Below are 26331 nucleotides of genomic sequence, written 5' to 3'. Positions count from 1 at the left end.
CGCGGCAATCAGTGGATTGCAGGAGACAGGACATGAGTGCAGTGATCGACGACCACGCCCACGGCCATGACCACGCCCACGGCCCGGCCAAGGGCCTGATGCGCTGGGTGCTGACCACCAACCACAAAGACATCGGCACGATGTACCTGTGGTTCGCCTTCATGATGTTCCTGCTCGGCGGCTCGTTCGCCATGGTGATTCGCGCCGAGCTGTTCCAGCCCGGGTTGCAGATCGTCGAGCCGGCGTTCTTCAACCAGATGACCACCATGCATGGCCTGATCATGGTCTTCGGCGCGGTGATGCCAGCGTTCGTCGGCCTGGCCAACTGGATGATCCCGCTGATGATCGGCGCGCCAGACATGGCCCTGCCGCGCATGAACAACTTCAGCTTCTGGCTATTGCCAGCGGCCTTCCTGTTGCTGGTCTCGACCCTGTTCAGCCCGGGCGGCGGGCCGAACTTCGGCTGGACCTTCTACGCCCCGCTGTCGACCACTTATGCGCCGGCCAGCGTCACCTTCTTCATCTTTGCCATCCACCTGATGGGCATCAGCTCGATCATGGGCGCGATCAACGTGATCGCCACCATCCTCAACCTGCGCGCCCCGGGCATGACCCTGATGAAAATGCCGCTGTTCGTCTGGACCTGGCTGATCACCGCATTCCTGCTGATCGCGGTGATGCCGGTGCTGGCCGGGGTAGTGACCATGATGCTGATGGACATCCATTTCGGCACCAGCTTCTTCAGCGCCGCCGGTGGCGGTGACCCGGTGCTGTTCCAGCATGTGTTCTGGTTCTTCGGCCACCCCGAGGTGTACATCATGATCCTGCCGGCGTTCGGTGCGGTAAGCTCGATCATCCCGGCGTTCTCGCGCAAGCCACTGTTCGGCTACACCTCGATGGTCTATGCCACCGGCGCGATTGCCTTCCTCTCGTTCATCGTCTGGGCCCACCACATGTTCGTGGTCGGCATCCCGGTGGTCGGCGAGCTGTTCTTCATGTACGCCACCATGCTCATCGCCGTGCCCACCGGGGTGAAGGTGTTCAACTGGGTCAGCACCATGTGGGAGGGCTCGCTCAGCTTCGAGACACCGATGCTGTTCGCCATCGCTTTCGTCATCCTGTTCACCATCGGCGGCTTCTCGGGGTTGATGCTGGCCATCGCCCCGGCGGACTTCCAGTACCACGACACCTATTTCGTGGTGGCGCACTTCCACTATGTACTGGTGCCCGGGGCGATTTTCGGCATCTTTGCCTCGGCCTATTACTGGCTGCCGAAATGGACTGGCCACATGTATGACGAAACCCTCGGCAAGCTGCACTTCTGGCTCTCGTTCGTCGGCATGAACATGGCCTTCTTCCCCATGCACTTCGTGGGGTTGGCCGGCATGCCGCGGCGTATCCCCGACTACAACCTGCAGTTCGCCGACTTCAACATGGTGTCGTCGATCGGCGCCTTCCTGTTCGGTACTACGCAGCTGTTGTTCCTGTTCATCGTCATCAAGTGCATCCGTGGCGGCGCACCCGCCCCGGCCAAGCCCTGGGATGGCGCCGAGGGCCTGGAATGGTCGATCCCCTCGCCAGCGCCATACCACACCTTCCAGACCCCGCCGGACGTGAAGTAGGAGCGCCGCCATGAAGGGCTCGTCGCTCAAGCGCCTGGTCACCCGCCTGCTGCTGCTGACGGTGGTGATGTTCGGCTTCGGCTTTGCCCTGGTGCCGATGTATGACGTGATGTGCAAGGCCTTCGGCATCAACGGCAAGACGGGCGGGCAGTACGAGGGCAGCCAGGTCAGCGACCCGACGCGTTCGGTGCGGGTGCAGTTCATGTCGACCAACGCCAGCGACATGGTCTGGGACTTCTACTCCACCGCTGACGAGCTCGAGGTGAACCCGGGAGCGGTGAACCAGATGATCTTCATCGCGCACAACCCGACCAACCGGCCGATGAGTGCGCAAGCGATACCCAGCATCACCCCGGCCGAGGCCGCGGCGTACTTCCACAAGACCGAGTGCTTCTGCTTCACCCAGCAGGTGCTGCAGCCTGGCGAACGCATCGAGATGCCGGTGCGCTTCATCGTCGACCGCGACCTGCCGACCAGCGTGAAACACCTGACACTGGCCTACACCTTGTTCGACATCACTGCGCGTCACCCGCCGGTCGCCCATGCCGCGGTACAGGACGTCCAGGGCGCCCGTTGAGGGAAGGAGAACAGCAATGGCAAGTCATGAGCACTACTACGTTCCGGCGCAGAGCAAATGGCCGATCATCGCCACCATCGGCATGTTCATCACGGTGTTCGGGCTTGGCACCTGGTTCAACGACATGAAGGCCGGCCACCCCTCGTCGCACGGGCCGCTGATCTTCTTCGTCGGTGCGCTGTTCCTGGCCTACATGCTGTTCGGCTGGTTCGGCTCGGTGGTCCGCGAGAGCCGGGCCGGGCTGTACAGCCCGCAGCTGGACCGTTCGTTCCGCTGGGGCATGAGCTGGTTCATCTTCTCGGAAGTGATGTTCTTCCTGGCCTTCTTCGGTGCCCTGTTCTATGTGCGGGTGCTCGCCGGGCCGTGGCTGGGGGGTGATGGGGCCAAAGGGGTTGCGCACATGCTGTGGCCGACGTTCGAGTTTACCTGGCCGCTGTTGCACACGCCCGACCCGAAACTGTTCCCGCCGCCCAAGGAAGTGATCGACCCCTGGCACCTGCCGCTGATCAATACCATCCTGCTGGTCAGCTCCAGCGTGACCATTACCCTCGCCCACCACGCCCTGCGCCGAGACCATCGTGGGCCGCTGAAATTCTGGATGGCGCTGACCATCCTGCTGGGTATCAGCTTCATCACGCTGCAGGCCTACGAGTACCACGAGGCCTACACCAAGCTGGGGCTGACCCTGGGCTCGGGCATCTATGGCGCGACGTTCTTCATGCTCACCGGCTTCCACGGGGCCCATGTGACCTTGGGCACGATCATCCTGATCGTGATGTTCGTGCGCATCCTGCGCGGGCACTTCAACCCCGACAAACACTTCGGTTTCGAGGCAGCGAGCTGGTACTGGCACTTCGTCGATGTGGTGTGGGTCGGGCTGTTCATCTTTGTGTATGTGCTGTGATCAGAACGGTGCGTGAGACACCAGCTGGCCACTGATGAAGCCCCAGGCCACCAGGCCGATGGTCAGGGTGGCGAGGGTCACTCGCACGGTCAGGGCTTTTAGCAAGCGGGTCGAGTTTTCGTCGTCCTTGACCAGAAACACCAGGCCACTGAACAGACTGGCGACCGTGGCCAACAGCATCAGGACAATCGCGGCCTTGAGCATGGCGACACTCCCGGGGGGATGCGGTGATGTGGATAAGTATAGCGATTGGCCCGGCGAGGCTGCGATGAGGCGGTTCCGCCCAGGCTGGATACCGACCCTGGTAGTGCTCGCGCTGCTGCCGGGGCTGATCGCGCTTGGCTGCTGGCAACTTGGCCGGGCTGAAGAGAAGCGCGTCCTGCTGGAGGTCTATGCCCAGCGTGAGGTCGATGCCCCGTTGGCCACCACCCAGTTGTTGCAGACGCCTGACTCGGCCTACCGCCGGGTCCACCTCTACGGCCGTTTTGACGCCGCGCACAGCGTGCTGCTGGACAACCGCATGCGTGACGGCCAGGCCGGCGTCGAGCTGTTGCAACCCTTCCATGACCAGGCCAGTGGTCTGTGGCTGCTGGTCAACCGTGGCTGGTTGCCATGGCCGGACCGTCGCGTGCCGGTGCATTTCGACACCCCCGAGCAGGCCCTGGCGCTGAACGCGTCGGTGTATGTGGCGCCAGGCAGCAGTTTCCAGCTCCACCCCGACCCTGTCGGGGGCCAATGGCCGCACCTGCTCAATGCAATCGACGCGGCTCAAGTGTGGCAGCAGCTCGATCGCGAAGGCTTTGCCCATGAGTTACGCCTGGAACCCGGCCCGGCTACGTATCGGCTGGACTGGCCGATTGTCGCCATGGGCCCGGAAAAACACCTCGGTTACGCCGTGCAGTGGTTCGCACTGGCCATTGCTCTGGTGCTGCTCTACCTCTATTTCGGCTGGCACAACAACAAGGAGAAACAGCATGGCCACCGCCACTCCACTGGACCTGCCTGAACGTAGCAAGCCCAGAGCCCGCGGGCGTTTGCAGCTGATCTTGATCCTGCTGGTGGTGCTCGGGCCAATGATCCTGGCCACCTGCATGTACAAACTCCAGTTCTGGGTGCCGGAAGGCCGCAGCTACCACGGCGCGATGATCGGCAATGGCGAGAGCCGCGCCGATATAGGCATTGCAGGCGAGGACCCGCGTTGGCAACTGCTGGTGACTGCGCCCGATGCTTGCGCTGAAGATTGCCAACGCCTGGTGTACCTGGTGCGGCAGATCCAGGTCGGCCTGGGCCGCGACGCCGGCCGAGCCAGCCATGCCTTGGCCGCCGCCCAGCCGTTGTCCAGCGACTATCAGGCGCTGCTGGGGCGTGAGTATCCACAGTTGCAACGCTATCCACTGGATGCCCCGCGCTATCTGCAAAAGGTCGGTGAACCCGGCCCGCAACTGTGGATTGTCGACCCGCACGGCAACCTGGTGCTGCGCTACGACGGCAAGGTCAACGGCAAGCACGTGCTCGACGACCTGCGTCACCTGCTCAAGCTGTCCAATATCGGCTAGGAGCTTGCCATGGCCAGACCCGGATTCCGCCTCGCTGTGTTCGCCACCCTGCTGGCACTGCTGGTCGTGCTGCTCGGTGCCTACACCCGTCTGACCCACGCCGGCCTCGGCTGTCCCGACTGGCCTGGCTGCTATGGCTTCATCAGCGTGCCGAACAGTGAAGCGCAGTTGGCTCATGCCGAATTGCATTTTCCCGACCACCCCGTGGAAGAGGCCAAGGGCTGGGCCGAGATGGTCCATCGCTACTTTGCCGGCACGCTCGCCGTGGTGATCGCTCTGCTTGCCCTGCAAGCGCTGCGCCGGCATGCCCGCGATGGCCAGCCTTATCGCCTGCCATTGTTGTTGCTGGGCGTTGTGCTGGCGCAGGCAGCGTTCGGCATGTGGACCGTCACCCTCAAGTTGTGGCCGCAAGTGGTCACCGCGCACCTGCTGGGCGGCTTTACCACCCTGAGTCTGCTGTTCCTGTTATCCCTGCGTCTATCTCGGGCCTTCGCGCCCTTGCCGAAATTGCCACTGAGTCTTCGACGGATAGCCGCATTGGCCCTGCTGGTGGTGATTGGCCAGATCGCCCTGGGCGGCTGGGTCAGTTCCAACTACGCGGCGGTCGCCTGCATTGACCTGCCGACTTGCCATGGCCAGTGGTGGCCGGCAGCGGACTTCAGCAACGGTTTTCACCTGACCCAGCATGTCGGCCCCAATTACCTCGGCGGGCAACTGGACAGCGATGCGCGCACGGCCATTCACATCAGCCACCGCCTGGGTGCACTGTTGGTGACCTGCGTGCTGCTGTTGCTCAGCTGGAAGCTGCACCGTTGTGGCCTGACCGGCCTGGCCCGATGGATATTGCTGGTGCTGGCGCTGCAGGTCGGCCTGGGCATCAGCAATGTGCTGTTCCACCTGCCGCTGGCCGTGGCCGTCGCGCATAACGCTGGCGGCGCCCTGCTGCTGTTGAGCATGGTGCTGGTGAACTACCGCATCCGCGTGGTCGACAAGGTCCGCGTCGGCGTCAAGCAAGGTTGGCGCCTGCGGCCCGCGGCCGGGGTTAGCCTCACCCATCCCATGAGGAGCGATACGTGGCGACGCTTCTGAGCGCACGGTGTGCCAGCTGGCGCGATTACCTGGAGCTGACCAAGCCCAAGGTGGTGCTGCTGATGCTGATCACTTCGCTGGCGGGCATGTTCCTGGCGACCCGCGCCGGGGTCAGCTGGAGCGTGTTGCTGTTCGGCAACCTCGGTATCGCCCTGTGCGCGGGCAGCGCGGCAGTGGTCAACCACGTGGTGGACCGGCGCATCGACGCGCTGATGGCCCGGACCCGCAAGCGCCCACTGGCACAGGGCCGGGTCGAGCCGTTGCCGGCGTTGCTGTTCGCCCTGGCCCTGGCCCTGCTCGGCCTGGCCCTGCTGCTGGTGTTCACCAATGCCCTCGCCGCCTGGCTGACCCTGGCTTCGCTGCTAGGCTATGCGGTGCTCTATACCGGCTTTCTCAAGCGTGCCACACCGCAGAACATCGTCATTGGTGGCCTGGCCGGTGCTGCGCCGCCGCTGTTGGGCTGGGTCGCAGTGAGCGGCCACATCAGCGCCGAGCCGCTGCTGCTGGTGCTGATCATCTTCGCCTGGACGCCACCGCACTTCTGGGCACTGGCCATTCACCGCAAGGAAGAGTACGCCAAGGCCGATATCCCGATGCTGCCGGTTACCCACGGCGAGCGATGCACCAAGCTGCATATCCTGCTGTACAGCCTGATTTTGCTGGCGGTGAGCCTGCTGCCGTTTGCCATCCACATGAGTGGCCCGCTGTACCTGGCCTGTGCCTTGGCGTTGGGCCTGCGCTTCCTGCACTGGGCCTGGGTGTTGTACCGTGGCAGCCGGCCGCACGCGGCGATCGGTACCTTCAAGTACTCTATCGGCTACCTGTTCGCGCTGTTCATCGCGTTGCTCGTTGACCACTACCTGTTGCTGAATCTATGACCCGAACCCAGAAAACCGTCTTCATCCTCGTTGCCTTGGTCGCCCTGATCATGGGCCTGACCGTCAACAAGGTGCTCAGTGAGCGGGGCCAGCTCAACCCGACCGAGCTGATCGACGCCGGCATCATTCTCCTGCCACAAAGCCGCACGGTGGCCGACGTGACCATGACCAACCAGGATGGCCAGCCGGTGCAGCTGGATGACCTGAAGGGCAAATGGTCGCTGTTGTTTTTCGGCTACACCTACTGCCCGGACATCTGCCCGACCACCCTGGCCCAGTTGCGCCAGGTAAAGAGCGAGCTGCCCAAGGAGGCCGTGGACCGGCTGCAGGTGGTGCTGGTGAGCGTGGACCCGAACCGCGATACGCCGAACCAGCTGAAGCAGTACCTGGGTTATTTCGACAAGGATTTCGTCGGGGTGGCGGGGTCGATCGAAGATACCCAGAAGCTGGCCAATGCCTTGAGTATTCCGTTCATTCCGGCGGATACCAGCAAGCCGGGATATACCGTGGACCACAGCGGTAACCTGGCGATCGTCGGGCCGGATGGGCGTCAGCGCGGGTTCATTCGTGCGCCGTTCAACAACCAGAAGCTGGTCGCGCAGTTGCCCGGGCTTGTGAAGCGCGATTGAGCGGGCCCTGAAACGCTTCGCGGCGGTTCGGCGCCCCGATAAACCCGCCCCCACAGGTACGGCACCGGCTACGAAGCTTGTGCTATCACTGTGGGAGCGGGTTTATCGGGGCGCCGAACCGCCGCGAAGAATGCAGCGAGGTGGTACGGCTTAGAACGCCGGAACCACAGCGCCTTTGTACTTCTCGTTGATGAACTGCTTCACCTCAGGCGAGTGCAGCGCTGCTGCCAGCTTCTTCATCGCGTCCGAGTCCTTGTTGTCCGGGCGGGCAACCAGGATGTTCACGTAAGGCGAGTCCTTGCCTTCGATGGCCAGGGCGTCTTTTTCCGGGTTCAGCTTGGCTTCCAGCGCATAGTTGGTGTTGATCAGGGCGATATCGACCTGGGTCAGCACGCGCGGGATGGTGGCCGCTTCCAGCTCACGGAATTTCAAGCTTTTCGGGTTTTCGGCAACGTCCTTCACGGTCGACAGGATGTTGCTGTTGTCCTTCAGCTTGATCACCCCAGCCTTGTCCAGCAGCAGCAGGGCGCGGCCGCCGTTGGTGGCATCGTTGGGGATGACCACGGTGGCGCCGGAGGACAGCTCGTCGAGCTTCTTGATCTTGGCCGAGTACACGCCCAGCGGCTCGATGTGCACGCCGGCAACGCTGACCAGCTGGGTGCCCTTGGCCTTGTTGAACTCATCCAGGTACGGCTGGTGCTGGAAGAAGTTGGCGTCCAGGCGCTTTTCGGCGACCTGCACGTTTGGCTGGATGTAGTCGGTGAATTCCTTGACCTTCAGCTCCACGCCCTCTTTCGCCAGCTGAGGTTTGACGAAGTTGAGGATCTCGGCGTGTGGCACCGGGGTGGCGGCGACGGTGAGGGTTTCCGCGGCGTTGGCCGAGAAGGCCGCGACCGCGGCGACAACAGCAAGCAGCTTCTTCATGAATCACTCCTTGTGAGGGCCGCGACGGCCCCCGAACGGGTCGGCCGGGCCGACCCCATTGGGGTTACTTACGGGAAAAATGCACGACCAGTTTGTCGCCCACGCTCTGCAGGACTTGGACCAGCACCAGCAACAGCACCACGGTCACGACCATCACGTCGGTCTGGAAACGCTGGTAGCCGAAGCGGATGGCCAGGTCGCCCAGGCCGCCAGCGCCGACCACACCGGCCATGGCGGTGTACGACACCAGGGTGATGGCAGTGACGGTAATCGCGGCGAAGATGCCCGGGCGGGCCTCCGGCAGCAGCGCACTGGTGATGATCTGGCGAGTGGTGGCGCCCATCGACTGGGTGGCCTCGATGATGCCGCGGTCCACTTCACGCAGGGCGGTTTCCACCAGGCGCGCGAAGAACGGCGTGGCGCCTACCACCAGCGGCGGGATGGCGCCGGCGACGCCCAGCGAGGTGCCGGTGATCAGCACGGTGAACGGGATCATCACGATCAGCAGGATGATGAACGGCAGCGAACGCAGGATGTTGACCACCAGCGACAGCAGCGCATACACGCCCTTCTGCTCGAACATCTGCTTCGGCCCGCAGAGGAACAGCAGCACGCCCAGTGGCAGGCCGAGCAGCACGGTAAAGAACAGCGAGCCGAACAGCATGATCAGGGTATCGACGCTGGCCAGCCAGATCTCGGCCCAGTCTACATTGGCAAAGAAGTTGAGGGCGTCCATCAACGCAGTACCTCCATATGTACGTCAGCTGCCTTGAAGCGGGCGAACGCCGCTTCCATGTCACCGCCGATCAGGGCGAGGGTGAGCTGGCCATAGGGGACATCCTTGATGCGGTCGATACGCCCGGCGAGGATGCTGTAATCGACACCGGTTTCGCGGGCCACGGTGCCCAGCAGCGGGGCGTAGGTGGCGTCGCCCTGGAAGGTCAGGCGCACGATACGGCCAGGCACGTGGGCGAAGTCATCGCGCTGCTCGCCTTCGTCGACCTGCTCGTCTTCCTGGACGAAGCGCTTGGTGGTCGGGTGCTGTGGGTGCAGGAACACCTCGGCTACAGGGCCTTGCTCGACGATCTGGCCGGCATCCATCACTGCCACGCGGTCGCAGACCCGGCGGATCACGTCCATTTCGTGGGTGATCAGCACGATGGTCAGCTTCAGCTCACGGTTGATCTCGGCCAGTAGTTGCAGCACCGAAGCGGTGGTCTGGGGGTCGAGGGCGCTGGTGGCTTCGTCGCACAGCAGGATCTTCGGGTTGGTCGACAGGGCGCGGGCGATACCGACGCGCTGCTTCTGGCCGCCGGACAGCTGGGCGGGGTATTTCTTCGCGTGGTCCGCAAGGCCCACACGGGCCAGCAGTTCGGTGACACGCTTGTCGATCTCGTTGCGCGACAGCTCGCCGGCCAGGGTCAGCGGCAGCGCGACGTTGTCGGCGACAGTCTTGGACGCCAGCAAGTTGAAGTGCTGGAAAATCATCCCGACCTGCTGGCGGAAGCCACGCAGCTGGCTGGCGTTGAACGCGGTGACGTCCTCGCCGTCGACGATGATCGTGCCACCGGAAGGTTCTTCGAGGCGGTTGATCAGGCGCAGCATGGTGCTCTTGCCGGCGCCGGAATGGCCGATCAGGCCGAACACCTGGCCGTCTTCGATGGTCAGGCTGGTCGGATTCAGTGCGGGGATTTCCCTACCGGCGACGCGGTAGGTCTTGTGTACCTGTTGGAACTCGATCACGTAGCGAACCTTGTGGGGCGCATGGAATTTGGATCAGCGGTTAGCTGGGGTCGCGCATTTTAGCCTTTTCCCATAGCTGTTCTTAGCATTTATTTCGTAATGCACCAATCCTTCGGGCATATCGCGACAACCGGTAATTCTGATTGAACGCTCGACAAAGCCCTCCGGTCACTACTTGCACAAGCCCGACAGGGCGCGCCTGATGACCGATATGGAGAGCCGTGATGCCTAGCAAGAAACCGGAATCGCCCAAACACAGCCAGCTCGCCGGAACCGACACCCCTGATCGTGCCAATACCAACCGCAAGTTGCAGGCCCTGGAAGAGCATCGCAGCGATGCGACCGGCCAGGCACTGCGGACCAACCAGGGCGTGCGCATCGCCGATAACCAGAACACGCTCAAGGCCGGGCCGCGTGGCCCCTCGCTGCTTGAAGACTTCATCATGCGCGAGAAGATCACCCATTTCGACCACGAGCGCATTCCGGAGCGTATCGTGCACGCCCGGGGGACGGGCGCCCATGGCTATTTCCAGAGCTATGGCAACCATGCCGAGCTGACCAAGGCGGGTTTCCTGCAGGACCCTGAGAAAATCACCCCGGTGTTCGTGCGTTTCTCCACGGTGCAGGGCCCACGCGGCTCCGGCGACACCGTGCGCGACGTACGCGGGTTCGCCGTGAAGTTCTATACGGATGAAGGCAACTTCGACCTGGTGGGTAACAACATGCCGGTCTTCTTCATCCAGGACGCCATCAAGTTCCCGGACTTCGTACACGCGGTGAAACCCGAGCCGCATAACGAAATCCCCACCGGTGGCTCGGCCCACGACACCTTCTGGGACTTCGTTTCGCTGGTGCCCGAATCCGCCCACATGGTCATCTGGGCCATGTCCGATCGCGCCATCCCGCGCAGCCTGCGGATGATGGAGGGCTTTGGCGTGCATACCTTCCGCCTGATCAACGCCGAGGGTGTGGCGAGTTTCGTCAAGTTCCACTGGAAACCACGCCAGGGCGTGCACTCCCTCTTGTGGGACGAGGCTCAAAAACTCGCAGGCAAAGACACCGACTTCCAGCGCCGGGACCTGTGGGAAGCCATCGAGACTGGCGATTACCCGGAGTGGGAACTGGGCGTGCAGATCGTGCCGGAGGCCGATGAACACAAGTTCGACTTCGACCTGCTCGACCCGACCAAGATCATTCCCGAAGAACTGGTGCCGGTCACGCCGCTGGGCAAGATGGTGCTCAACCGCAACCCGGACAACTTCTTCGCCGAGGTGGAGCAGGTTGCTTTCTGCCCTGGCCATATCGTGCCGGGGATCGACTTCACCAATGACCCGTTGCTGCAGGGCCGGCTGTTTTCCTATACCGATACCCAGCTCAGCCGTCTTGGTGGACCGAATTTCCACCAGATCCCGATCAACCAGCCCATTGCGCCGAACCACAACAACCAGCGCGATGCGCTGCATCAGCATGTGGTGCACAAAGGGCGGGCTTCCTATGAGCCCAACTCGATCGACGGCGGCTGGCCGAAAGAAACCCCTCCAGCGCCTCAGGATGGAGGCTTCGAGAGTTATCAGGAGCGCATCGACGCGCACAAGATCCGCCAGCGCAGCGAGTCGTTCGGCGATCACTTCTCCCAGGCGCGGCTGTTCTTCCAGAGCATGAGCCCGACCGAGCAACAGCACATCATCAAGGCCTACAGCTTTGAGCTGGGCAAGGTCGAGCGTGAGCACATTCGTGCGCGCCAGGTGAATGAGATCCTGGCCAACATCGACCTCAAGCTGGCCGCCGCAGTCGCTGCCAACCTTGGCTTGCCGGCACCTAAAGCCGGTACGGTACAGGTCAAGGGCAGCCAACTGGCGAAGTCGCCCGCCTTGAGCCAGATGAACCACCCCGGTGTAGTCGGCATCAAGGGGCGCAAGATCGCGGTGCTGGTCGCCGATGGCGTGGACGGCACAAGCGTCGACAAGCTGGTAAAGGCGCTGGAAGCCAGGAGTGCCAGGCCAATGCTCCTGGGGCCGACTTCGGCGCCCGTGAAGGCGGCGGATGGCAAGGCACTGGCGGTAGGGGCATCGATGGAAGGGATGCCGTCGATCATGTTCGACGGTGTTGTCGTACCCAAGGGGGTAGACAAGGCCCTGGCTTCAAGCGGGCTGGCGAAGCACTTCTTGCTGGAAGGCTACAAGCATCTGAAAGCGATGGTGTTGACCAAGGACTTGGCGGACAGCCTGGGGCTCAAGGAAGACAGGGGGCTGCTGCTGGGGGATGAGCAGAGCTCCGTGGATGCCTTTGTAAAAGCGGTTGAGGGGCATCGGGTGTGGGAGCGGGAAGCAGCTGCCGAGGCGGTGCCGGCCTAGCGGTTGCCTTGTACCCTGTCGCCTTGCCGGCGACAGGGTGCTGGAGGTTTAGCGCTGATGCGGGACCAGTACCACCTGCGCGGGCATCGACCGCTGAATCTCATGCTTCTGTTTCAGCTTGAACGCGCTGTCGATCTTGTGAACGCGCTTCTCAAGCAGATTCTTCAGCCAAGGCGCATCTTGGGTGCGCGGCACCTGGAACACCACTTCGCACTGGTAATTGACCACGTCCTTGGCAATTTCGTCGAGCTGGCGGCGCATCGCATTGATGTCGGTGGTCTTCAGCGCGATCACGGTGCTCGGTGCCGTCGGATCGATCACCCGCGCCTGGGGCTTGGCCTCGGCAGCCTTCAAGGCGGCTTCGGCTTTCTCCAGTTCGGCCTTGCGGGCCTGGGCTACGGCATCGCCACCGGTCACGGCCGGTGCCTGCGGCATCAGCGCCCTGGCGCGGGCCAGTGCGGTGGCAGCCGCATTGACGTCGCCCTTTTGCAGGACGATCTGGCTGCGTTTCAGGTAGGCCTCGGCCAGCTGGCGCTGGTTCTGCTCCAGGCGAGCGTCATCCGGTGACTGCGCCTGCAGGGCAGCCAGCTGGTCTTCGGCGGTGGCCAGCTCGTTGCTGGTGATGCTCTGTTGCAGCTGCTGCCAGGCATCGGCTTGGGCAGGTGCGTTGGCCTGCTCCACCGGTGTGCTGGAACAGGCGGCCAACAACAGGGAAAACGCGGCGACAAGCAGATAACGGGATGCGAACGGCTTCATTCCTGCGGCTCTCTATTTGCGCAAAAAGCGAGCAAGTCTACACCCTGGTGCGCACGCTCGAAAATAAGTCTTACAGACTCTTTACCCGCGAAAAGGTTGCAGGGCGCACCGGCGTGCACCCTGTTTTTCAGCGTTTTGGCAGTGCCAGGCTCAGCAAGAATAGCACCGCCGCGCAGACCACGATCGATGGCCCGGCCGGGGTGTCCTTGAACCAGGACATGGCCAGGCCACCGCACACCGAGGTAATGCCGATCAACGTTGCGGCCAGCGCCATCTGTTCTGGCGAACGGGCGTGACGCTGTGCCGCAGCAGCGGGAATGATCAGCAGCGAGGTGATCAGCAGTACGCCGACAATCTTCATCGCCACGGCAATGACCACGGCGATCAGCAGCATCAGGGCCATGCGCAGGCCGGCCACTGGCAGACCTTCGACCATGGCCAGTTCTTCGTGGACAGTGATCGCCAGCAACGGCCGCCACAGCGCGGCCAGCAGCAGCAGGACCAACGCGCTACCGCCAAGGATCCAGGCGAGATCGGTGGTGCTGATGGCCAGCAGGTCGCCGAACAGGTAGGCCATCAGGTCGATGCGGACGTCGTGCATGAAACTCAGCACCACCAGGCCCAGCGACAGGGTGCTGGGGGCGAGGATGCCGAGCAGGGTGTCGGAGGCCAGCGGCTGGCGTTGCTGCAGGGTCACCAGCAGGATCGCCAGCAACAGGCAGCCCACGGTCACCGCCAGGGCCGGGCTGATATCCAGCACGAAGCCCATGGCCACGCCCAGCAGCGCGGCATGGGACAGGGTGTCGCCGAAGTAGGCCATGCGCCGCCACACCACGAACGAGCCAAGCGGGCCCGCTACCACTGCCAGGGCAAGACCCGCAAGCAAGGCGTAAAGAAGAAAATCAGCCATGCTTGCAGTGCTCTCCGTGAACATGGGTGCCAGGGGTGACGACCGAACCGTGCAGATCGTGGCTGTGGTCGTGATGGTGGTGGTAGACAGCCAGGCTCGGGGCGTTCTGGCCGAAAAGTTCGACAAAGGCGGGATCGTTGCTGACCTGCTCGGGGTGGCCCGAGCAGCACACGTGGCGGTTCAGGCAGACCACCTGGTCGGTGGCGCTCATGACCAGGTGCAGGTCATGGGAGACCATCAATACGCCGCAGCCGTGGCGGTCGCGCAGGCGGGTGATCAGGTTGTACAACTCGGTCTGGCCGACCACGTCCACCCCCTGCACGGGCTCATCGAGCACCAGCAGTTGCGGCTCGCGCAGTAGCGCCCGGGCCAGCAGCACGCGCTGCATCTCACCGCCGGAAATCGTCTGGATCGGGCTGTCGATGACGTGCTCGGCCCCCACTTCCTGCAGGGCCGACAAGGCAGCCGCACGGTCAACCCCAGGCACTAGGCGCAAGAAACGCAGCACCGACAGCGGTAGCGTGGCGTCTACCTGGATCTTTTGCGGCATGTAGCCAATGCGCAGTTTCGGCTTGCGCCAGACCTTGCCACGGTGCGGCTTGAGCAGGCCGAGGACGGCGCGCACCAGGGTGGTCTTGCCGGCGCCGTTAGGGCCGATCAGGGTGACGATCTGGCCGGGCGCCACCGAGAGGTCAATGCTGTCGAGCACGGCCTCGCCGGCAAAGCTGACACCGACCTGCTCGAGGCGGATCAGGGCGTCGCTCATGCTGCACTCCGGCAGTTGGCGCACAAGCCGACGATTTCCACCGTCTGGGTTTCGACGCTGAAGCCCACGGCCTTCGCGCTGTGGATGATGGCGTCGCTGATGCTGTCCTGCTCCAGCTCGATGGCCACGTGGCAGGCACGGCAGATCAGGAACTGGCCCTGGTGAGCGTGCTCCGGGTGGCTGCAGCCGATGAAGGCGTTGAGCGAGGCGATGCGGTGTACCAGGCCATTTTCCAGCAAAAAGTCCAGCGCGCGGTACACGGTAGGGGGTGCGGCGCGGCGGCCATCCTGTTCGCTGAGTACGGCGAGGATGTCGTAGGCGCCCAGCGGCTTGTGGCTCTGCCACACCAGCTCGAGCACACGCCGACGCAGTGCGGTCAGGCGCAGGCCCTGGCGGGTGCACAAGGCATCGGCTTCGGACAAGGCGCTGTGCACGCAATGGGAATGATCGTGAGGACGGTGAGCCAGCGGCGTGATGGACATGGGCAGCGACGGTTCTGGATGGAGACGTTATTATGTTACCTGTTTCTGACGAGTCGAGTATTCATCGTGTCCCGATTCCTTGTGCTTTTTGTCGCTTTCATCGCCTGTTCGGCGCAGGCCGACGTGCGTGTGCTGACCAGCATCAAACCCCTGCAGCAGATCGCCGCCGCCGTGCAGGATGGTCTGGGCACCCCGGACGTGCTGCTGCCGCCGGGCGCTTCGCCGCACCACTACGCCTTGCGCCCGTCTGACGTGCGCAAGGTCGGCGACGCCGACCTGCTGTACTGGATCGGCCCTGACATGGAGAACTTCCTGCCGCGGGTGCTGGGCAGCCGCAGCAAGCCGGCAGTGGCCGTGCAGTCGCTTGCAGGCATGAAGCTGCGCCACTTTGGCGAAGACAGCCATTCCCATGAAGAGGCGGACCAGGACGATCACGACCACGATCACCGCCCAGGCAGCCTGGATGCGCACCTGTGGCTCTCTTCAGTCAACGCCCGGGTGATCGCGACGAAGATGGCGGCTGACCTGGCGGCGGCTGATCCGGCCAATGCGGCGCGCTACCAGAGCAACCTGAAAGCCTTCACCGAGCGCCTGGATGCCCTGGATGCACGGATCAAGGCGCGAGTAGCCGGGATCGCCAGCAAGCCCTATTTCGTGTTCCACGAAGCGTTTGACTACTTCGAGTCGGCTTATGGCTTGCAGCACACCGGGGTGTTCAGTGTGGCGTCCGAGGTGCAGCCCGGGGCACAGCATGTAGCCGCGATGCGCAAGCGCCTGCAACAAGTGGGCAAGACCTGTGTGTTCAGTGAGCCACCGCTGCGGCCGCGTCTGGCCGAGACGTTGACCGCCGGGCTGCCGGTGCGCCTGGCGGAGCTGGATGCATTGGGTGGCAATGACCCTGTGGATGCCAAGGGCTACGAGCGCCTGCTCGAGAGGCTGGGTAGTGACCTGGCAGGCTGCCTGGAGCAGTTGTAAGGCTGTATCGGCCCTTTCGCGGGTCAACACGCTCCCACTGAAGTGGCACAGGTTTCAAGCCTGGCACCAAACTGTGGAAGCGGGTTCGCCCGCGAAGAAGCAGATGCGGTCTACAGGGCGAACGGCAGGTGCAAAGCCACTTGCTGGCGCTGTGCCAGGCGCACCTCGAACTCGCTCGGGTCGTGGATCATCACATCCATCCCGGCAAACGATTCCGCCGCAATCAGGCGCGACAGCCAGAAGCGCACGCAGCCTACCCGCAACATTTCTGGCCACAGTTCGGCTTCGGCAGCGGTAAACGGCCGCAACGTCGCATAGGCCGCCAGAAGTGCCTGGGCGCGCGGCACATCGATCGCGCCATGTTCATCCAGGCACCAGTCGTTCACGGTAATGGCGATGTCATACAGCATCGGCCCGGAACAGGCGTTATAGAAGTCGATCACACCGGTCAGGTGGGTGCCTTCGAACATCACGTTATCGCGGAACAGGTCAGCATGCAGGTTGGCCCGTGGCAAGGCCAGGATTTGCGCCTTGTGCGCGGTGATCTCATCCAGTGCAGGCTGCAACAGTGCCGCCTGTTCGGCGCTCAGGCGCGGCAGCAGCTCGGCACCGGATGCCAGCATCCAGTCCAGGCCGCGGTCGGTGCGGCGCTCGATGATGCGTTCGCGGGTAGCCAGGTGAATGTGCGCGAGCAATTCACCCACCTGGGCGCAATGCTGGGCATTCGGTGCCTTGATGTGTTTGCCCGAAAGCCGCGGCTGCAGCAAGGCCGGCTTGCCGCACAGTTCGCGCAGGGCATTGCCGTCACGGTCACGCAGGGCGTAGGGCACAGGCATGTCGGCACCGTGCAGCACGTCCAGCAGTTCGATGAAGAACGGCATGTCCTCGACCGGGCCGCGCTCGACCAGCGTCAGGACGAACTCACCCTGTTCGAGGCTGACGAAGAAGTTGCTGTTCTCGGTACCGGCGGCAATGCCCTGGAAGTCGAGCAGGCGGCCCAGCGCGTACGGTGCCAGAAAGGTTTCCAGCTCAGGCCGGGTCACGGGGGTGAAGACTGACATGATGAAAAAAAGCCCATACGGGCACTTCCGCCGGGAAGTGCCGGGTTGATGTGAACGGTGCGCGCGTCAGATTACCACTCGAAGATCTTCCAGGACGGGATCAGCATGTCCGGCTGGTCGGAACGAATGAAATTGGCATCGGTGCCATCGGCGCGTACCAGGAAATACGGCTTGCCGTTTTTCGGCGTGATCTTGATTGCATACAGGAAGCCGTTTTGCCGGTATTCCTGGATGGTCTTATCGCCTTCCGTGCGAATGGTCACCTCGGGATCGGCCGAGGGGGCGTCTTCCGCCGCCAGGGTGACGACCGGCATGGTTGCCAACAGGCCGAGCAGTAACAGGCGATTGAGTGTACGCATGATAACCTAGTCCCTTTGTCGTCATTGATCCGGCTATTCTAGCTCCGGACCCGCCGAAAAGGTTGATTCTGCTCATGAGCCAAGCGCCCCTCGTCCTGGTGGACGGTTCCTCCTACCTCTACCGCGCCTTCCATGCGCTGCCGCCGCTGACCACGTCCAAGGGCATGCCGACCGGCGCGGTCAAGGGTGTGCTCAACATGCTCAAGAGCCTGCGCAAGCAATACCCTGACAGCCTGTTTGCCGTGGTTTTCGACGCCAAGGGCGGGACTTTCCGGGATGCCATGTTCGCCGAGTACAAGGCCAACCGCCCGAGCATGCCCGACGACCTGCGGGTGCAGGTCGAGCCGCTGCATGCCAGCGTCCGGGCACTGGGCTACCCCTTGCTGTGCGTCGAAGGCGTCGAGGCCGATGACGTGATCGGCACCCTCGCCCGCAGCAGCGCGACCCAGGGCCGCCCGGTCATCATCTCGACCGGCGACAAGGACATGGCACAACTGGTGGACGGCCACGTGACCCTGGTCAACACCATGACCGGCAGTGTGCTTGACGTAGCCGGCGTGCACGAAAAGTTCGGCGTTGGCCCGGAACACATCATCGACTTCCTCGCCCTGATGGGCGACAAGGTCGACAACATCCCTGGCGTGCCGGGCGTGGGTGAAAAGACCGCCGTCGGCCTGCTGACCGGTATCGGCGGTGGCCTCAGCGACCTGTATGCCAACCTCGACAAGGTCCCGACGCTGGCCATCCGCGGCGCCAAGACCCTGCCCGCCAAGCTCGAGGAGCATCGCGACGCGGCATTCCTGTCCTATGAGCTGGCCACCATCAAGTGCGATGTGCCGCTGGAGGTGGAGGTCGAGGCGCTGGTCTGTGGCGAGCCTGACCGCGAGGCGCTGCTGGCGCTGTACACCGAGATGGAGTTCAAGAGCTGGATTGCCGAGGTCCAGCGCGATGCGGTCAAGACCGGCGAACCCGTCGCCGTGATCGAAGCGCCGGCTGCCACGGTCGAGCCCAAGTACGAGACTGTTCTCGATCAAGCCCGCTTCGACGTCTGGCTGGAGAAGCTGCGCCAGGCACCGTTGTTCGCTTTCGATACCGAAACCACCAGCCTGGACGCCCAGCAGGCGCAGCTGGTGGGCGTGTCGTTCGCGGTCGAGCCTCATGAAGCGGCCTATGTGCCGCTGGCCCATGACTATGAAGGCGCCCCGGCCCAGCTGGACCGCGAGGCTGTGCTGCTGGCGTTGAAACCCCTGCTGGAAGACCCGGCCAAGGCCAAGGTCGGGCAGAACGCGAAGTACGACATCAACATCCTCGCCAACAGCTCGCCAGCCATCGACATGCGCGGTGTGGCCTACGACACCATGCTGGAGTCATACGTGCTCAACTCCACCGCCACCCGCCATGACATGGACAGCCTGGCACTGAAGTACCTCGACCACACCACCATTGCCTTCGAGGACATCGCCGGCAAAGGCGCCAAGCAACTGACCTTCAACCAGATCAACCTGGACAAGGCCGGCCCCTACGCCGCCGAAGATGCCGATATCACCCTGCGCCTGCACCACGCACTGCAGGCGCGCCTGGCGCAGACGCCAAGCGTGCAGGCGGTGCTGATGGACATCGAGATGCCGCTGGTGCCGGTGCTGGCCAAGATCGAGCGCCAGGGCGCGCTGGTCGATGCCGCGCTGTTGCAGGTTCAGAGCGGCGAGCTGGGCGTGAAGATGGCTGAGCTGGAGCAGCGCGCCTACGCCCTGGCCGGCGAGGAATTCAACCTTGGCTCGCCCAAGCAGCTGGGCGCGATCCTCTACGACAAACTGGGCATGCCGGTACTGAGCAAGACCGCCAAGGGCCAGCCCTCCACCGCCGAAGCGGTGCTCGACGAACTGGCCGAACAAGGCTACCCGCTGCCTGAAGTGCTGATGCAGTACCGCAGCCTTAGCAAGCTCAAGAGCACCTATACCGACAAGCTGCCGGGGCAGATCAACCCGCGCACCGGGCGTATCCACACCTCCTATCAGCAGGCCGTAGCCGCCACCGGACGCTTGTCATCCAGCGACCCGAACCTGCAGAACATCCCGATCCGCACCGCCGAGGGCCGGCGCATTCGTCAGGCCTTCGTTGCCAGCCCCGGCTACAAGCTGCTGGCGGCGGACTATTCGCAGATCGAACTGCGCATCATGGCTCACCTGGCCAAGGACGAAGGCCTGCTGCATGCCTTCCGCAACGATCTTGACGTGCACCGCGCAACGGCGGCGGAAGTGTTCGGCGTGGCGCTGGAAGACGTCACCACCGACCAGCGGCGCAGTGCCAAGGCCATCAACTTCGGGCTGATCTATGGCATGAGCGCGTTTGGCCTGGCCAAGCAGATTGGGGTCGACCGCAAGCAGTCGCAGGACTATATCGACCGCTACTTCGCCCGCTACCCGGGCGTGCTGGCCTACATGGAGCGCACCCGCGCCCAGGCCGCAGAACAAGGTTTCGTTGAAACCCTGTTCGGCCGACGCCTGTACCTCCCCGACATCAACGCCAAGAACCCGGCCCTGCGCAAGGGCGCCGAGCGCACGGCGATCAACGCGCCGATGCAGGGCACTGCCGCCGACATCATCAAGCGTGCAATGGTCAACGTCGACAACTGGCTGAGCGAGAGCGGCCTGGACGCACGGGTGATCCTGCAGGTGCACGACGAACTGGTGCTGGAGGTGCGTGAAGACCTGGTGGAGCAGGTGAAGGATGAAATTCGCACGCACATGAGCAATGCCGCGCAGCTGGATGTCCCGCTGGTGGTCGAGGCAGGTGTTGGTTCGAATTGGGATGAAGCTCACTGATTGAGCCGGGAAAGGTGTGTAGGATCTGCGACGTAGCGACGCGGATCCTGGCATGGCTCGATGCCATTAGTTCGGCAGTTTCATGAAACTATCGCAAATAGTTTTGAGCGCTCCGGAACTAAACCAGTGAAGCGGAACTCAGAGTAACTGAATGGCTGGTGAAGCCTTTCGATGCTCCTATGTTGTGTTAAGTGTTGGCAGATACCTGGACCCCGCCCTAGCGGTCCAGACTTGAACCCCGAACTTCCCCCTCCCCATACGAAGTCCGGGGTTTTTTTTGCCCGGAATTCGACCTATGGCCTGTAGCGATCCCTGTAGGAGCGGGTTTACCCGCGAATGCGGCGGCACTTCCAACATCGCATTCGCGGGTAATCCCGCTCCCACAGTGTGTGATGCCTGCCATCAAACAGCTGGCTTGTCTTCCAGTTCCATCCAGTCGGCCAGCACCCGGTAAGCCTCCTCCAGGCCCAGGCGCTTGGGCGCCGAGAACAGCTGGATGGTGGCCGTGTCCCCCCAGCCTTTGCGGATTTCCGACTGCACCTTGAGCAAGGTGTTCTTGCCTGCGCCGTGGGTGAGTTTGTCGGCTTTGGTCAGCAGGATATGCATCGGCATGCCGCTGGCTCTGGCCCAGTCGAGCATCATCTTGTCGAAGTCGGTCATCGGGTGACGCACATCCATCATCAGGATGATGCCTTTCAGGCAATCACGGCTGCCCAGATAGGCCTCCAGGTGCTTTTGCCAGTGCTGCTTGAGCGGAATCGGGACTTTTGCATATCCGTAGCCCGGCAGGTCGACCAAACGCCGTTCATCGTCCAGACTGAAGAAATTCAACAGCTGGGTGCGCCCTGGAGTCTTCGAGGTTCGCGCCAGGCTGGCATGAGTCAGGGTATTGAGGGCGCTGGATTTGCCGGCGTTGGAACGGCCGGCGAAAGCCACCTCGTAACCCTGGTCGTCCGGGCATTGTTCGACCTTGGCAGCGCTGAGGGCGAATTTGGCTTTCTGGCAGAGGCCGAGGATGGGGTTCTTGACTTGCATGGGATATCCGATGTGGGTGTTGCCAAAGCCTAGGCTGGCAAGCGGTGTCGTTTCCGTTTGGATGGCGGAAGTATATAATGCCCCAGTTTTTGTGTGCTCATTCTCCCAGCGAAGGGGAATGGGCATGGGGTGTCGAACAATAGCTCGCGCATCAGAACGCAGCGCGTCCCCCAACCCTGTCAGGTCGTTTCGCTCGGCGAAATGGCTGCTAGCTGTCGGTATGTTCCTGCCGTTTTTCAGCGCACAGGCTACACAGGATCCCGAGGCGTTGTACAACCGCACGTGTGCGGCCTGTCATGCCGGGCAGTTGCCACAGGCACCCAAGAAGGGTGACCTGGCAGCTTGGGAGCCAAGGCTGGCGCAAGGCATGGAGCAACTGGTGGTGCATGTTACCCAGGGTTTCAAGGCTATGCCGCCGCGTGGATTGTGCATGGACTGCAGTGCCGAGGACTACCGTTTGGTCATCCTTTGGATGAGCGGCAGTCCCGATACATAACATTTCACCCTTAGCCGTGTTGGATTAGCTGATGAACAAACTAGTCGTGAGTCTGCTGTTGACCCTGGGTGTCGCAGGTGCGGCCACTGCTGCAGAACCCATCAAAGGCGATGCCGCCGCTGGCCAGGCCAAGACGGCCGTCTGTGGCGCCTGCCACAACCCGGACGGCAACAGCCTGGCGCCGAACTTCCCGAAACTGGCTGGCCAGGGCCAGCGCTACCTTGAAAAGCAACTGCACGACATCAAGTCGGGCAAGCGCACCGTGCTGGAAATGACCGGCATGCTGGCCAATTTCAACGACCAGGACCTGGCCGACATCGCCGCCTGGTTCGCCAGCCAGAAAGGCAGCGTGGGTGCAGCCGATCCCAAGCTGGTCGAACGCGGCCGTGCGCTGTTCAATGGCGGCAACCTGGAAAAAGGCATGCCTGCCTGCACCGGCTGCCACTCGCCCAACGGCGCGGGTATTGCCCTCGCCGGCTTCCCGCACCTGGGCGGCCAGCATGCGCAGTACGTGACCAAGCAGCTTACCGATTTCCGCGAAGGCAACCGCACCAACGACGGCGATGCGATGACCATGCGTACCATCGCCGGCAAGCTCAGCAACCACGAGATCGAAGCGCTGGCCAGCTACATCCAGGGCCTGCATTAACATTGGGTTAATGCAGCAACGCTAAAGATGAAAGGGCGGCGCGGACCGCCCTTTTTTCTGTCCGCAGCCGTTACACTACAGAACTCGGGCCCTTCGCCACCGGTCACAGCACAGGTCGCGACGAGGCGACCATGAAATGCTCAGGAGTAAAGCATGCGTAAACTGATTCTCAGCGCCGCGCTGGTCGCTGCCAGCGTCTTCGGGATGACTGCCGTCCAGGCCGCAGAGCCTGCCACTGCCGGCAAGGAGTACATCGAGCTGAGCAACCCTGTTCCGGTATCCCAGCCAGGCAAGATCGAAGTGGTCGAGTTGTTCTGGTATGGCTGCCCTCACTGCTACCACTTCGAGCCGACCATCAACCCGTGGGTCGATAAGCTACCCAAGGATGTCAACTTCAAGCGTGTACCGGCGATGTTCGGTGGCCCGTGGGACGCCCACGGCCAGATGTTCCTGACCCTCGAAGCCATGGGCGTCGAGCACAAGGTTCATGCAGCCGTCTTCGACGCCATCCAGAACCAGCGCAAGCGCCTGACCGACCCGAACGACATGGCCGACTTCCTCGCCACCCAAGGCGTGGACAAGGACAAGTTCCTCGCCACCTTCAACTCGTTCGCCATCAAGGGCCAGGTCAACCAGGCCAAGGAACTGGCGAAGAAGTACGAGATCACCGGCGTACCGAGCATGGTGGTCAACGGCAAGTACCGCTTCGACCTGGGCACCGCTGGCGGGCCGGAAGGCGTGCTGAATGTTGCTGACCAACTGATCGCCAAGGAGCGCGCCGCTAAGTAAGCGGCGTACCCCATGCGCCGCTTCAGGACCGCGCGTGGCATTGGCCTGCACCAGCCGCAGGTCAACGAGCATCACCTGCAGGCCCCGGGCCTGCCCGAGGATGGTCGCCTGCGGCTGCTCAGCTTCAACATCCAGGTCGGTATCAGCACCGAGCGCTACCGGCACTACCTGACCCGCAGCTGGCAGCACCTGCTGCCGCATACCGGGCGGGCCGGCAACCTGCAGAAAATCGGTCAGTTGCTCAGCGACTTCGACCTGGTGGCCCTGCAGGAAGCCGATGGCGGCAGCCTGCGCTCAGGCTACGTCAACCAGGTGGAGCATCTGGCCCAGCTGGGTTCCTTCCCTTACTGGTACCAGCAGCTCAACCGCAACCTCGGGCGTTTTGCCCAGCACAGCAATGGCGTGCTCAGCCGCCTCAAGCCGCAACACCTCGAAGATCACCCGCTGCCCGGCCCGGCCGGTCGTGGTGCGATCCTGGTGCGGTTTGGCGAGGGTGAGGATGCGCTGATCGTGGTCATGATGCACCTGGCCCTGGGCGCCAAGACTCGCGCCCTGCAATTGGGCTACATCCGTGAGCTGATTGGCGGTTACCGTCACCAGGTGCTCATGGGGGACATGAATACCCACGCCACCGACCTGCTCGAGCACTCGCCCCTGCGCGATCTCGGCCTGATTGCACCTCAGGTCGAAGCCACCTTCCCCAGCTGGCGTCCGCAGCGCTGCCTGGATCACATCCTGCTCAGTTCGAGCCTGACCCTGGAGCGGGTCGAGGTGCTGGCGCAGCCGATTTCCGATCACCTTCCCGTTGCGGTAGAGATCCGATTGCCTGATGCACTGACTGTGGATACGCTGCCGGTCTTGAGCTAGATCAGCAAAAGCGCGGCAAGCCCTCAAGTGTTTGCCAGGCGCGCCGACAGTGTGTCATTACACAGCCCACAGATGCATTACCCGTCGCGGATCCAGGCATGACCGAAGAAGCCGAGCGCTGGAAAGAAAAATACCTCAAAAGCATCGAAAAGCAGGAAAAGCTCGAACGCCGCTGGGAAGCGCGCCTCGACCTGCTGCGCCGTGGCCTGGTGCGCAGCACCCTGGCGGCCGAAGGCAGCGACAAGGTCGTCGACGAGTGCATGAAGGAGATGCGTGAGGTTATTCGCAGCGACAACATGGACGCCGGCCTTGCCGGGTTGATTCCGCGCCTGGAAAAGGCGGTGCTGGACTCCGAGCAGCGCCGGGAAACCCGCATGAATCAGGTCAGCGATGCCCTGAACGCGCTGGTTACCCAACTTCAGGGCTTGCCATTGCCGGGTGAAGTTGCCCGGCCCTTGAAAAAGCTGGCGAAAAAGCTCGATGGCGGGGTCGCCCAGTCACGCGAGTTACCGCCATTGCTGGGTGAACTCAGTGGCTTGCAAGGGCGTGCGCTCTCGTCGCTGAGCAAACCGGATGACGAGGCCCGGCCGGGCTTCCTGCAACGCCTGTTCGGCAACCGCGACCACGAGCCTCAGCATGAGGCCGCTCCGCCTGCGCAACCTGCGCCTGCAATTGCGCCGCCTGAAGCCCAACCACAGCCGGATGGGCCCGTGCTGGTGGACTTGCCGCCGCGTGATGCAGACGAGCTGCAACCTCTGACGGCTGCCGCGCCTGCGCCGGCGCCTGAGGAAACTGCGCATGTTGCCCAGCCGCACGTGCTTGCAGAGGCACACCGCGCTGAACAACCGCGGGTGGTCCAGCCTGAAGCTGAGCCGCAGGCCGCAGAAGCTCCCGAAATGCCGGAGCAGTCGACGGACCCGGTGCCGGCGACACTTGAAGAAGTGTTCGCAGGAGACGGCCCCTACGCCCTTCCCGATGCGCTGGAGCCGCCGTACAGCCAGGTCGCCGCACACATCGAACAAACGCTGATCGGCCTGCTGGACGACCTCAGCCTGCCGGAGCGCCACAAGGCTCAGGCCCAGGAAATGCGCGAGCGGGTAGCACGCGGGCTGAACTGGTATGAATTGATCCCGGTTCTCGACGACCTGGCCGTGCTCATGTTGGCGATCACCGACAGCGGCCAGCACGAAATCGAGACTTACCTGCAGCAGCTCAACGAGCGCCTCGACAGCTTCCAGAGCCACCTGCACGAAGCCAGCGCCGGCCATGCCGACAACAGTTCCGCTGCGCGCGAGCTGGACAACCAGCTGCGCGAACAGGTCGGCGGCCTGCAAAGCAGCGTTCAGGGCGCGGTGGATGTGGACAGCCTCAAGCACATCCTGGAAAACCGCCTGGAAACACTGCTTGGCACCATGGACGAGCACCAGCACGAGCGCGATCGCCGCGAGCAGGAACTTGCCGGGCGCCTGCAAGGCCTGGCCGAGCGGGTCGCCAGCATGGAACAGGAAGCCCTTGGCTATCGCGAACACCTGGAAGAACAGCGGCAGAAGGCATTGATCGATCCGCTGACAGGGCTGCCCAATCGGGCGGCCTGGAGCGAACAGGTCGAGCGCGAAATGCTCGACTGGCAGGAAAGTGGTGGTCACCTGGCCATGGCGATCCTCGATCTGGACCACTTCAAGCGTATCAATGACAGTTACGGCCACCTTGCCGGCGACAAGGTGCTGAAGATTGTCGCCGATCAGTTGCGCAAACGCCTGCGCCCCCGCGATTTCATTGCCCGCTTCGGCGGTGAAGAGTTCGTGCTGTTGTTGCCGCAGACTTCCCCGGCGGCCGCAGCCCAGGTTGCCGAAACGCTGCGCGCGGCGATCGCGGCCTGCCCGTTCCATTTCAAGGGCGAACGCGTGGTCATCACCACATCCATCGGCTTGAGCGCTTTCCGTTCTGGCGAACGTGGCGACCAGGTGCTCAAGCGCGCCGACGCTGCGTTGTATCGGGCCAAGGATCAAGGCCGTAATCGCGTGGAACAAAGCTGAACGGGTAGCCGGCGTGCGCTTACGTTATGCTATTGCGTTACTGCCCGATTAG

27 protein-coding genes are annotated in these 26331 nt (G+C 63.1%); 16 read left to right on the top strand and 11 right to left on the bottom strand.

Going from position 1 to position 26331, the window contains the following annotated elements; all coding sequences use genetic code 11:
* Positions 1–32 precede the first annotated feature (32 nt).
* The 3 genes from ctaD to HU738_RS04530 are packed head-to-tail and all read left to right on the top strand — an operon-like array spanning position 33 to position 3103.
* On the top strand, positions 33–1622 hold the full coding sequence (gene ctaD / locus HU738_RS04540) for a cytochrome c oxidase subunit I (protein WP_054884384.1): 1590 nt from the start codon (positions 33–35) through the stop codon (positions 1620–1622).
* Between the two features lie 10 nt (positions 1623–1632).
* The gene (locus HU738_RS04535) at positions 1633–2199 is read left to right on the top strand and encodes a cytochrome c oxidase assembly protein (protein ID WP_186601589.1); all 567 of its coding nucleotides are present in this window, start codon (positions 1633–1635) and stop codon (positions 2197–2199) included.
* Between the two features lie 16 nt (positions 2200–2215).
* Positions 2216–3103: a cytochrome c oxidase subunit 3 gene (locus HU738_RS04530; protein ID WP_186601590.1), complete on the top strand. Its 888-nt coding sequence runs from the start codon at positions 2216–2218 to the stop codon at positions 3101–3103.
* Here the strand turns inward: HU738_RS04530 and HU738_RS04525 are convergent, their stop codons facing one another.
* Entirely contained in the window at positions 3104–3307 is a 204-nt protein-coding gene (locus tag HU738_RS04525; RefSeq protein WP_186601591.1) for a twin transmembrane helix small protein, read from the bottom strand.
* A 64-nt stretch (positions 3308–3371) separates the two neighbouring features.
* Here HU738_RS04525 and HU738_RS04520 point away from each other — a divergent pair, with 64 nt between their 5' ends.
* The 5 genes from HU738_RS04520 to HU738_RS04500 are packed head-to-tail and all read left to right on the top strand — an operon-like array spanning position 3372 to position 7255.
* Complete coding sequence (locus HU738_RS04520; protein WP_186601592.1) at positions 3372–4109, top strand: SURF1 family protein; 738 nt, start codon at positions 3372–3374, stop codon at positions 4107–4109.
* The gene (locus tag HU738_RS04515) at positions 4078–4659 is read left to right on the top strand and encodes a PA_0111/PP_0108 family redox-active disulfide protein (protein WP_176508416.1); all 582 of its coding nucleotides are present in this window, start codon (positions 4078–4080) and stop codon (positions 4657–4659) included. The genes HU738_RS04520 and HU738_RS04515 overlap by 32 nt, the downstream gene beginning before the upstream one ends.
* Before the next feature lie 9 nt (positions 4660–4668).
* On the top strand, positions 4669–5748 hold the full coding sequence (locus HU738_RS04510; RefSeq protein ID WP_186601593.1) for a COX15/CtaA family protein: 1080 nt from the start codon (positions 4669–4671) through the stop codon (positions 5746–5748).
* Positions 5733–6626: a heme o synthase gene (gene cyoE / locus HU738_RS04505; RefSeq protein ID WP_186601594.1), complete on the top strand. Its 894-nt coding sequence runs from the start codon at positions 5733–5735 to the stop codon at positions 6624–6626. Before HU738_RS04510 ends, cyoE begins: the two co-directional genes overlap by 16 nt.
* Complete coding sequence (locus HU738_RS04500; RefSeq protein WP_176508413.1) at positions 6623–7255, top strand: SCO family protein; 633 nt, start codon at positions 6623–6625, stop codon at positions 7253–7255. The genes cyoE and HU738_RS04500 overlap by 4 nt, the downstream gene beginning before the upstream one ends.
* Before the next feature lie 150 nt (positions 7256–7405).
* Here HU738_RS04500 and HU738_RS04495 read toward each other — a convergent pair whose 3' ends face one another.
* The 3 genes from HU738_RS04495 to HU738_RS04485 all read right to left on the bottom strand — a co-directional run bounded on the left by HU738_RS04495 (position 7406) and on the right by HU738_RS04485 (position 9922).
* Positions 7406–8179 (bottom strand): MetQ/NlpA family ABC transporter substrate-binding protein, encoded by a 774-nt coding sequence (locus tag HU738_RS04495; protein WP_186601595.1) that lies wholly within the window; start codon positions 8177–8179, stop codon positions 7406–7408.
* 64 nt (positions 8180–8243) lie between these two features.
* The gene (locus HU738_RS04490; RefSeq protein WP_176508411.1) at positions 8244–8915 is read right to left on the bottom strand and encodes a methionine ABC transporter permease; all 672 of its coding nucleotides are present in this window, start codon (positions 8913–8915) and stop codon (positions 8244–8246) included.
* Positions 8915–9922 carry a methionine ABC transporter ATP-binding protein gene (locus HU738_RS04485; RefSeq protein WP_186601596.1) on the bottom strand — a complete coding sequence of 336 codons (1008 nt, stop codon included), beginning with the start codon at positions 9920–9922 and terminating at the stop codon, positions 8915–8917. Before HU738_RS04485 ends, HU738_RS04490 begins: the two co-directional genes overlap by 1 nt.
* A 224-nt stretch (positions 9923–10146) precedes the next feature.
* Between HU738_RS04485 and katE the strand changes: the two genes are divergently transcribed.
* Positions 10147–12276, top strand: a complete 2130-nt coding sequence (gene katE / locus HU738_RS04480) for a catalase HPII (protein ID WP_186601597.1) — start codon at positions 10147–10149, stop codon at positions 12274–12276.
* Between the two features lie 48 nt (positions 12277–12324).
* On the opposite strand, the gene HU738_RS04475 is transcribed toward katE, so the two are convergent.
* From HU738_RS04475 to zur, 4 genes are all read right to left on the bottom strand, one after another.
* Positions 12325–13032, bottom strand: coding sequence for a PA5502 family lipoprotein (locus HU738_RS04475; protein ID WP_176508408.1), 708 nt, complete (start codon positions 13030–13032; stop codon positions 12325–12327).
* Between the two features lie 127 nt (positions 13033–13159).
* Positions 13160–13942 (bottom strand): zinc ABC transporter permease subunit ZnuB, encoded by a 783-nt coding sequence (gene znuB, locus HU738_RS04470; RefSeq protein WP_054884370.1) that lies wholly within the window; start codon positions 13940–13942, stop codon positions 13160–13162.
* Positions 13935–14708 (bottom strand): zinc ABC transporter ATP-binding protein ZnuC, encoded by a 774-nt coding sequence (gene znuC, locus HU738_RS04465; protein ID WP_054884369.1) that lies wholly within the window; start codon positions 14706–14708, stop codon positions 13935–13937. Before znuC ends, znuB begins: the two co-directional genes overlap by 8 nt.
* The gene (zur, locus tag HU738_RS04460) at positions 14705–15190 is read right to left on the bottom strand and encodes a zinc uptake transcriptional repressor Zur (protein WP_054884368.1); all 486 of its coding nucleotides are present in this window, start codon (positions 15188–15190) and stop codon (positions 14705–14707) included. The genes znuC and zur overlap by 4 nt, the downstream gene beginning before the upstream one ends.
* 18 nt (positions 15191–15208) lie before the next feature.
* On the opposite strand from zur, the gene HU738_RS04455 reads away from it, so the two are divergent.
* A complete protein-coding gene (locus tag HU738_RS04455) occupies positions 15209–16165 on the top strand; it encodes a zinc ABC transporter substrate-binding protein (RefSeq protein WP_176508405.1) in 957 nt (318 codons plus the stop codon).
* Between the two features lie 110 nt (positions 16166–16275).
* On the opposite strand, the gene HU738_RS04450 is transcribed toward HU738_RS04455, so the two are convergent.
* On the bottom strand, positions 16276–17226 hold the full coding sequence (locus HU738_RS04450; RefSeq protein WP_186601598.1) for a homoserine kinase: 951 nt from the start codon (positions 17224–17226) through the stop codon (positions 16276–16278).
* A 71-nt stretch (positions 17227–17297) separates the two neighbouring features.
* Positions 17298–17585, bottom strand: coding sequence for a DUF2782 domain-containing protein (locus HU738_RS04445; protein WP_027917186.1), 288 nt, complete (start codon positions 17583–17585; stop codon positions 17298–17300).
* 74 nt (positions 17586–17659) lie between these two features.
* Between HU738_RS04445 and polA the strand changes: the two genes are divergently transcribed.
* Positions 17660–20407: a DNA polymerase I gene (polA, locus tag HU738_RS04440; RefSeq protein WP_186601599.1), complete on the top strand. Its 2748-nt coding sequence runs from the start codon at positions 17660–17662 to the stop codon at positions 20405–20407.
* A 402-nt stretch (positions 20408–20809) separates the two neighbouring features.
* On the opposite strand, the gene yihA is transcribed toward polA, so the two are convergent.
* Positions 20810–21442: a ribosome biogenesis GTP-binding protein YihA/YsxC gene (yihA, locus tag HU738_RS04435; protein ID WP_054884364.1), complete on the bottom strand. Its 633-nt coding sequence runs from the start codon at positions 21440–21442 to the stop codon at positions 20810–20812.
* Positions 21443–21662: 220 nt separating this feature from the next.
* On the opposite strand from yihA, the gene HU738_RS04430 reads away from it, so the two are divergent.
* The 5 genes from HU738_RS04430 to HU738_RS04410 all read left to right on the top strand — a co-directional run bounded on the left by HU738_RS04430 (position 21663) and on the right by HU738_RS04410 (position 26279).
* Positions 21663–21938, top strand: coding sequence for a c-type cytochrome (locus HU738_RS04430; RefSeq protein WP_176508402.1), 276 nt, complete (start codon positions 21663–21665; stop codon positions 21936–21938).
* A gap of 31 nt (positions 21939–21969) precedes the next feature.
* Entirely contained in the window at positions 21970–22587 is a 618-nt protein-coding gene (locus tag HU738_RS04425; protein ID WP_176508401.1) for a c-type cytochrome, read from the top strand.
* 153 nt (positions 22588–22740) lie between these two features.
* Complete coding sequence (dsbA, locus tag HU738_RS04420; RefSeq protein WP_176508400.1) at positions 22741–23376, top strand: thiol:disulfide interchange protein DsbA; 636 nt, start codon at positions 22741–22743, stop codon at positions 23374–23376.
* Positions 23377–23388: 12 nt separating this feature from the next.
* Positions 23389–24243, top strand: a complete 855-nt coding sequence (locus HU738_RS04415) for an endonuclease/exonuclease/phosphatase family protein (protein ID WP_176508399.1) — start codon at positions 23389–23391, stop codon at positions 24241–24243.
* Positions 24244–24341: 98 nt separating this feature from the next.
* Positions 24342–26279, top strand: a complete 1938-nt coding sequence (locus tag HU738_RS04410; RefSeq protein WP_186601600.1) for a GGDEF domain-containing protein — start codon at positions 24342–24344, stop codon at positions 26277–26279.
* The last annotated feature ends 52 nt before the right edge of the window (positions 26280–26331 follow it).

It is taken from the genome of Pseudomonas vlassakiae (assembly GCF_014269035.2).
Lineage (GTDB): Bacteria > Pseudomonadota > Gammaproteobacteria > Pseudomonadales > Pseudomonadaceae > Aquipseudomonas > Aquipseudomonas vlassakiae.
Note: the sequence above shows the minus strand (reverse complement) of the source record. Positions and strands in the feature narration are given on the sequence as shown.

Bases quoted from the DNA above. Each gene is read 5' to 3' on its own strand.
- ctaD (WP_054884384.1), top strand. From the start codon at position 33: ATGAGTGCAGTGATCGACGACCACGCCCACGGCCATGACCACGCCCAC.
- HU738_RS04535 (WP_186601589.1), top strand. From the start codon at position 1,633: ATGAAGGGCTCGTCGCTCAAGCGCCTGGTCACCCGCCTGCTGCTGCTG.
- HU738_RS04530 (WP_186601590.1), top strand. From the start codon at position 2,216: ATGGCAAGTCATGAGCACTACTACGTTCCGGCGCAGAGCAAATGGCCG.
- HU738_RS04525 (WP_186601591.1), bottom strand. From the start codon at position 3,307: ATGCTCAAGGCCGCGATTGTCCTGATGCTGTTGGCCACGGTCGCCAGT.
- HU738_RS04520 (WP_186601592.1), top strand. From the start codon at position 3,372: ATGAGGCGGTTCCGCCCAGGCTGGATACCGACCCTGGTAGTGCTCGCG.
- HU738_RS04515 (WP_176508416.1), top strand. From the start codon at position 4,078: ATGGCCACCGCCACTCCACTGGACCTGCCTGAACGTAGCAAGCCCAGA.
- HU738_RS04510 (WP_186601593.1), top strand. From the start codon at position 4,669: ATGGCCAGACCCGGATTCCGCCTCGCTGTGTTCGCCACCCTGCTGGCA.
- HU738_RS04500 (WP_176508413.1), top strand. From the start codon at position 6,623: ATGACCCGAACCCAGAAAACCGTCTTCATCCTCGTTGCCTTGGTCGCC.
- HU738_RS04495 (WP_186601595.1), bottom strand. From the start codon at position 8,179: ATGAAGAAGCTGCTTGCTGTTGTCGCCGCGGTCGCGGCCTTCTCGGCC.
- HU738_RS04490 (WP_176508411.1), bottom strand. From the start codon at position 8,915: ATGGACGCCCTCAACTTCTTTGCCAATGTAGACTGGGCCGAGATCTGG.
- katE (WP_186601597.1), top strand. From the start codon at position 10,147: ATGCCTAGCAAGAAACCGGAATCGCCCAAACACAGCCAGCTCGCCGGA.
- HU738_RS04475 (WP_176508408.1), bottom strand. From the start codon at position 13,032: ATGAAGCCGTTCGCATCCCGTTATCTGCTTGTCGCCGCGTTTTCCCTG.
- znuB (WP_054884370.1), bottom strand. From the start codon at position 13,942: ATGGCTGATTTTCTTCTTTACGCCTTGCTTGCGGGTCTTGCCCTGGCA.
- znuC (WP_054884369.1), bottom strand. From the start codon at position 14,708: ATGAGCGACGCCCTGATCCGCCTCGAGCAGGTCGGTGTCAGCTTTGCC.
- zur (WP_054884368.1), bottom strand. From the start codon at position 15,190: ATGTCCATCACGCCGCTGGCTCACCGTCCTCACGATCATTCCCATTGC.
- HU738_RS04455 (WP_176508405.1), top strand. From the start codon at position 15,209: ATGGAGACGTTATTATGTTACCTGTTTCTGACGAGTCGAGTATTCATC.
- HU738_RS04450 (WP_186601598.1), bottom strand. From the start codon at position 17,226: ATGTCAGTCTTCACCCCCGTGACCCGGCCTGAGCTGGAAACCTTTCTG.
- HU738_RS04445 (WP_027917186.1), bottom strand. From the start codon at position 17,585: ATGCGTACACTCAATCGCCTGTTACTGCTCGGCCTGTTGGCAACCATG.
- polA (WP_186601599.1), top strand. From the start codon at position 17,660: ATGAGCCAAGCGCCCCTCGTCCTGGTGGACGGTTCCTCCTACCTCTAC.
- yihA (WP_054884364.1), bottom strand. From the start codon at position 21,442: ATGCAAGTCAAGAACCCCATCCTCGGCCTCTGCCAGAAAGCCAAATTC.
- HU738_RS04430 (WP_176508402.1), top strand. From the start codon at position 21,663: ATGTTCCTGCCGTTTTTCAGCGCACAGGCTACACAGGATCCCGAGGCG.
- HU738_RS04425 (WP_176508401.1), top strand. From the start codon at position 21,970: ATGAACAAACTAGTCGTGAGTCTGCTGTTGACCCTGGGTGTCGCAGGT.
- dsbA (WP_176508400.1), top strand. From the start codon at position 22,741: ATGCGTAAACTGATTCTCAGCGCCGCGCTGGTCGCTGCCAGCGTCTTC.
- HU738_RS04415 (WP_176508399.1), top strand. From the start codon at position 23,389: ATGCGCCGCTTCAGGACCGCGCGTGGCATTGGCCTGCACCAGCCGCAG.
- HU738_RS04410 (WP_186601600.1), top strand. From the start codon at position 24,342: ATGACCGAAGAAGCCGAGCGCTGGAAAGAAAAATACCTCAAAAGCATC.